Origin of the sequence: Streptomyces sp. NPDC059371 (assembly GCF_042751995.1) — a bacterium.
Lineage (GTDB): Bacteria > Actinomycetota > Actinomycetes > Streptomycetales > Streptomycetaceae > Streptomyces.
Genome location: NZ_JBHYXD010000076.1, coordinates 38,049 through 44,095, shown reverse-complemented (window position 1 = coordinate 44,095; position 6,047 = coordinate 38,049). Strand labels below are relative to the sequence as shown.

At 72.1% G+C, this 6,047-nt stretch carries 5 protein-coding genes; all 5 read right to left on the bottom strand.

Annotated features, from left to right (window positions below; translation table 11 throughout):
* Positions 1-9: 9 nt before the first annotated feature.
* The gene (locus ACFXGX_RS31600) at positions 10-1,728 is read right to left on the bottom strand and encodes a flavin monoamine oxidase family protein (protein WP_384797867.1); all 1,719 of its coding nucleotides are present in this window, start codon (positions 1,726-1,728) and stop codon (positions 10-12) included.
* A 76-nt stretch (positions 1,729-1,804) separates the two neighbouring features.
* Positions 1,805-2,611 carry a carbon-nitrogen hydrolase family protein gene (locus ACFXGX_RS31595; RefSeq protein ID WP_384797864.1) on the bottom strand — a complete coding sequence of 269 codons (807 nt, stop codon included), beginning with the start codon at positions 2,609-2,611 and terminating at the stop codon, positions 1,805-1,807.
* A gap of 200 nt (positions 2,612-2,811) precedes the next feature.
* The gene (locus ACFXGX_RS31590) at positions 2,812-3,192 is read right to left on the bottom strand and encodes a DUF742 domain-containing protein (protein WP_384797861.1); all 381 of its coding nucleotides are present in this window, start codon (positions 3,190-3,192) and stop codon (positions 2,812-2,814) included.
* A gap of 7 nt (positions 3,193-3,199) precedes the next feature.
* Positions 3,200-3,703 (bottom strand): roadblock/LC7 domain-containing protein, encoded by a 504-nt coding sequence (locus ACFXGX_RS31585; RefSeq protein WP_384797858.1) that lies wholly within the window; start codon positions 3,701-3,703, stop codon positions 3,200-3,202.
* On the bottom strand, positions 3,693-6,002 hold the full coding sequence (locus tag ACFXGX_RS31580; RefSeq protein ID WP_384797855.1) for a nitrate- and nitrite sensing domain-containing protein: 2,310 nt from the start codon (positions 6,000-6,002) through the stop codon (positions 3,693-3,695). Before ACFXGX_RS31580 ends, ACFXGX_RS31585 begins: the two co-directional genes overlap by 11 nt.
* Positions 6,003-6,047 lie beyond the last annotated feature (45 nt).

Here is a 6,047-nt window from a genome sequence, read left to right as displayed (position 1 = left end):
CAACATGGCTCACCGCAGCCCCCCGGACGCGCTCCGTCCCTCCTGGGCCCCCACCCGGGGGCCCGGCACCACGTCGTCGCCGGGCCCGGGGTTGGTCGGGTCGGTCGTCCCGCCGAGCTGGTGCATGACGCCCCAGACCGCGTTCAGCGCGGTCTGGACGGCGCCCTCGGCCCAGCCGGCCGTCCAGGAGATGTCGTCGCCCGCGAGGAAGATGCCCCGCTTGTCCTCGGGCAGCGTGTCCTGCATGAAGTGCGTGAACAGGCGGCGCTGGTAGCGGTAGTGACCCGGCAGGTTGGCCTTGAACGCGCCCATGAAGTAGGGCTCGTTCTCCCAGGACACGGTCACCGGGTTGCCGATGATGTGCTTGCGGATGTCGACCTTCGGGTAGATCTCGCCGAGCGACTTCAGCATGACCTCCATCCGCTCGCTCGCGGACAGCGGCAGCCACTTGAGGCTGTCGTCGCACCACGTGTACGAGAGGCAGATGACGGCGGGCTTGTCCGGACCGTCGTCGAGGAGGTAGGTGCCGCGCGTCATCCGGTCGGTGAGCGTCATCGACATGACGTCACGGCCGGTCTCCTCGTCCTTGTCCAGCCAGAACGGCCTGTCCACGGGCACGAAGAGCTTGCTCGACTCCATGTAGTGCGTGCGCTCGATCGCCGTCCAGTGGTCGATCGGGAAGAGCGAGTCGTCGCAGGCGACCTTGGAGAGCAGCATCCAGGACTGGGCGGTGAAGATGGCCGCCTTGTAGGTGCGGATGTCGCCGTTGGCGTCCGTCACGGTGATGCCGTTGCCCGCGGTGCGGTTCAGCCGGGTCACGGCCGGGCGCGGGGCGCCGTCGTGCAGGGTCGACAGCGAGGTGCCGTAAGCCCAGTGGACGATCTTCTCCGGCTCGCGCTCCCACAGGCGCAACGGGAGCTGCTGGGAGCCGCCGACGATGCCGCGGTGGTGGTCGTCGGCCTCGGTGTAGACGACCCGCAGGATCTCCAGGATGGAGTTCGGGAAGTCGGTGTCCCAGCCTCCGGTGCCGAAGCCGACCTGGCCGAAGATCTCGCGGTGGCGGAAGGACTTGAAGGACTCCGAGTCGCACAGGAAGCCGTAGAAGGTCTGGTTGTCGAGCTTCTCTACGAGCTTCGACCAGATCTCGCGGATGCGCGGGACGTCGCGCTCGCGCATGGCCTGGTTCATGTCGGAGAAGTCGGCGCCGTCCTCCAGACAGGCGTTCCAGGCGTTCATGACGTCGCGGTAGACCTGCGGGAGGTCGTCGACGGAGGTCGCGTAGTGCGACTCGCCCTTGAGGTCGACGACCGTCGAGGGCGTCGACTCGGCGAGCGGGTTGGGGAACGGACTGGTCTGGAGGCCGGCCAGGTCGATGTAGTGCTGGAGGGCGGTGGAGGACGGCGGGAAGCGCATCGCGCCCATCTCGGCGGTCAGCGAGGGGTCGCAGCCCTCGAAGCCGACCGTGCGCAGTCGGCCACCGATCTCGTCGGCCTCGTACACGACGGGCTTGAGGCCCATCTTCATCAGCTCGTACGCGGCCACGATGCCGGACAGTCCGCCGCCGATCACCGCGATCTCGGTGCCGTGCTCGGTCGCGGGTATCTGCCCGAGGCCCGCGGGGTGCGCGAGGAAGTCGTCGTAGGCGTAGGGGAAGTCCGGGCCGAACATGGTGATCGGCGGCTGCTGCACGTCGGCGTGCTGGACGGCGTTGGGCACGGTGGACGTCATGGGGTACGGACTCCTTGCGCGAAAGCTGGTGAGGGGAGGGCTGGTCGGACCGGCCGGGGGCGGGCCGGGCGGAAGATCAGACGAGGGACCCGTAGAGGCCGGGGCGGCGGTCCTTCAGATACGGGTTCGTCTCGCGCGAGGCGGCCAGGAGAACCGGGTCGGCGTCGGCCACGACCAGTTCCTCGCCGCGGCCCGCACGGACCCGGGCGATGCCGTCGGGACCGGCCAGGGTGGACAGCCCGACGAACTCGAACTCCCCTTCCGGACCGGTGCGGTTGACGTAGGCGACGTACATCTGGTTCTCGAAGGCGCGCACCGGGACGACGGACTCGGCGACGAACTGGAACGGGTGCATCTGCGCGGTCGGCACAAGCAGCAGGTCGGTGCCGGCGAGGGCGTGCGCGCGGACGTTCTCCGGGAACTCGACGTCGTAGCAGATCATGAGGCCGACCCGCAGGCCGTCCAGATCCGCCTGGACGACGGACTGCTCGCCGGGCGTGAAGTGGTCGTGCTCGAAGCAGCCGAAGAGGTGGGTCTTGCGGTAGTTCGCGAGCCGGGTGCCGTCCGCGGAGATGAGCTGCACGGAGTTGAAGACCGCCGCTCCGCCGTCCGTCTCGGGGGCCTCGCGCTCGGGGTAGCCGTAGGCGACGGCGACGCCGTGCCGGGTGGCGATCTCGGCCACCGCGTCGGCGGAGTCGCCGTCGGCGGGCTCGGCGAGGCGCGCTATGTCGTCGCCGATGGCGTAGCCGGTCAGGAACATCTCCGACGTCACGATCAGCCCGGCGCCCGCGGCGGCGGCACGGCCCGCGGCCTCGTCGAGGACCTTGTGGTTCTCGACGACCGAGCCGGGGCGGCCGGAGCTCTGGAGCAGGGCTGTGCGCATGCGGGTTCTCCACCGGTACGAGGGGGTTCGGGGGGCCAGTTAGACGGTACGGTCGGCCGGCTCGGGGGGACAAGAAGGACCTGTTGCGCGCCACTGAACGATTCGTTGCGTGCCCCCGGCCCCCGGCGGCGATTCGTTGCGCGCCCCGCCGCGCCCCCCGGGGTCAAGTCCCGAACGTCCCGAACCCCGGGAGACGCAGGTCACAGGTCGCGCAGGCGCTCCACGATCTCGCGCAGCAGTTCCGGGTCGGCCGCGGGCGCGCCGTCCGGCGGACGGTAGGGCTCCTCGATGCTCAGCAGACCGGCCTCGGCCAGGTCGCCGAGCAGGACGCGTACGACGGTCAGCGGCAGGTCGGCGTCCGCGGCGAGCTCGACGACCGGCCTGGGGCCGCGGCGGGCCAGGTCGAGCAGCGCGGCCGCCGCATGGTCGATGCCCGGCTGCCCGTCGCCCGTCTCCAGGACCGTGACCCGCGACATCAGATCGATGACGTGCCGGTCCGAGGGCCGGGTCCGGCCCCCGGTGACGGTGTAGGGCCGCACCATCGGCCCGGTCTCGTCCTCGTACCAGTGCTCGTCGGTCACGGCCGGATCAGCGGCCCGCGGGGTCGGCCGCCGAACGTACGGCCGCGGCCATGTGGCGGCCGACGCGGCGGACGAGCAGTTCCATCTCGTGGGCGAGCTGTCCGACGTCCGTCTGCACCTCGCTGAGCACGGCGAGCCGGCTCCCGTCACCCGCCGGGGTGATGAAGAGGTAGGCGTCGTCGAGCATCACCATGGTCTGGCGGACCCCGCCCGCGGCGAAGCGGTCGCCCACCGAGAGGGCGAGGCTGTGGAAGCCCGAGCAGACCGCGGCGAGGTGTTCGATGTCCCGTCGGCGCATACCGTCGGAGCAGCTCAGCGGGAGGCCGTCGGCGGTGAGCAGCACGGCCTGGCGGACGTGGTCGGTCCTGGCCACGAGATCGTCGAGCAGCCACCCGAGATCGGTGCCGGGCCGGTCGGCGGCGTCCTCGGACCCGGGGACGGCGTCCGCCGGATCCGGGTGCCGGGCCGCCGCGGTCCGGGCGGGCTGCTCTGGGAGCTGGTCAGGGCGCATCGTCGGCGTCCGTCCCTTCCTCGGTGTCGGTTCGCTGCGCGGGGGCGGACGGCCCGGCGCCGGGCTCGCCGGTCCCCGGCCGGGTGGGCAGGCCCTGGCGGCCTCGGTCGAGGCCGCGCTGGAAGGCTCCGAAGACCGCGCGCATCTCCTCCGGCGTGATCTCGCGTTCCGGCGTCCCGTCGGACACCGGTGCCGCGGTGCGCAGCTCCGGTGCGAGGGCCCGCTGACGGACCCGGGTGGGCAGCCCGGGCTGTTCCGGAGCCGGGTCCTCCGGCGGTACGGAGCCGGCCTCCCGCTCCTCGGACGCCGTGCGCTGCGCCGGGAGGACCGCGGTGGCGGTGCGCGTCGGAAGCGTCGCCGGAACCGTGTCCGGCGTCGAATGAGCGGTGTCCACGGGTGCGAGCACGGTCTCCGGGAGCAGCACCACGGCCGTCGTACCGCCGTACGGGGAGCGGCACAGCGTGACCTTGATGCCGTGCCGTGCGGCGAGGCGGCCCACCACGTACAGCCCGAGCCGGTCGTGCCGGGTCGGGTCGAAGACCTCCGGCGTGGTGAGGGTGCGGTGGGCCTCGTCGATCTGGTCGGGCGCGAGGCCGAGGCCCCGGTCGTCGATCTCCAGGACGAACCCGCTCTCGGCCCGCCCGGTCCGCAGGGTGACCTGGGTGCGGGGCGGTGAGAACACCGTGGCGTTCTCGACCAGTTCGGCGATCAGGTGCACGACGTCGGCGACGGCGTCCGCCGCGATGCCCACCTCGGGCATCGGGGGGACCACGACACGGGTGTACTGCTCGATCTCGCTCACCGCGGAGGACACCACCTCGGCGACGGGCACCGGCCGTCGCCAACGGCGGCCCGGGGCCGAGCCGGAGAGGATGATGAGGCTTTCCGCGTGGCGCCGCATGCGGGTGGTGAGGTGATCGATCCGGAACAGGTCGTCCAGGACGTCGGGGTCGTCGGTCCGGCGTTCCAGCGTGTCGACGAGCTTGAGCTGGCGGTGGACGAGTGCCTGGTTGCGGCGGGCGATGTTCAGGAGGACCGCGAACAGCCCGCGGCGCAGGGTGGCCTGCTTGACGGCGGCCTCGACGGCGGCGAGCCGGGCGGTGTTGAAGGACCGGCCGACCTGGCCGATCTCGTCGGCCACCGCCTCGACGTCCGCCAGCGGCGGCGCCTCGGCCGCCGCGTCGACCTCCTCACCGGCGCTCAGCCGTTCCATGACCTGCGGCAGTTGACGATTGGTCAGCAGGTCGGCGGAGTCGCGCAGCGACTCCAGGCGGCGTGAGATGCGCCGGGCTCCGCGCACCGCGAGCCAGAGTGACAGGGCGACGGCGGCCAGTCCCAGCACGCCGACGATCGCGGCCTTGGTGAGCTCCCGGTAGGCGAACGCCTTTCCGCGAGCCGCGGAGTTGATCGCGGACTGGGTGCACAGCCGCATGTACCGCTTGACGGCACGGTCGGTGGTGGTGCGCCAGGAGCCGGCGGCGACGGCCTCGCCGGCCCGGCCGGCGCCCGCCCGCAGCAGGGCGTCCTCGTCCCGGGTCAGCTCCTGGTGGAGGTCGTCGCGCTGGAAGGTCTCGAAGAGGGCGCGCGAGTCGGCCGGCAGGTCGGGCACATAGGTCTGCTCGAAGACCCGGCGGTCCTCGATGGTCGCGGTGAGGGTGTCGTACTGGCGGTCGCTGAGCGTGCCGGCGGCCCGTGCCCCGGCGACGAGCGCGTCCTCGCGCGACACGAACTCCCGCACCCGCACCAGTTCGACGACGACCTGTGCCTCGCGGGCGAGCTGTCCCGCCTGGAGCGCGGTGAGCGCGGACTCGACGTCGAAGCCCGGTTCGACCAGGGCGCTGTATTCGGCCACGGCCCGGTCCCACGTGACGCGGTGCGCCAGCACCCGGCCACGCAGCCCCTCCAGGCGGTCGACGGAGTCGAGCATGGCGTCGAGCGCCTGCCGCTGATCGCCGGAGAGCAGGCTGCGGTCCCCGTCACGGACCGCCGCGCGCAGGGCGGTCACGGCGCGGTCGGTGCGGCGTTCCTGGGCCAGCAGGTCGACGCCCGGCTGCGTCCCGTGCCGCGAGCCCAAGTACGCGGCGGCGAGACGCCGTTCGATCTGGATCTGGCCGACCGCCGTGTCGACCGGGGTGCCGAAGCCGTTGTAGACGTCCTGGAGCCGGACGAGCGCGCGCAGTTCGCCGGTGACCGACACCATGGCGAAACTCCACAGTGTCATGAGGGCGATCACCGGAGCGATCGAGAGGGCCACGATCCGCGAACGGACCGTGGGCGTACGGCCGATGGGCCAGCGCATGGTCTCCCCAGGGCGACAGGACGGTCGGGTGGCCGGGTGACGTGT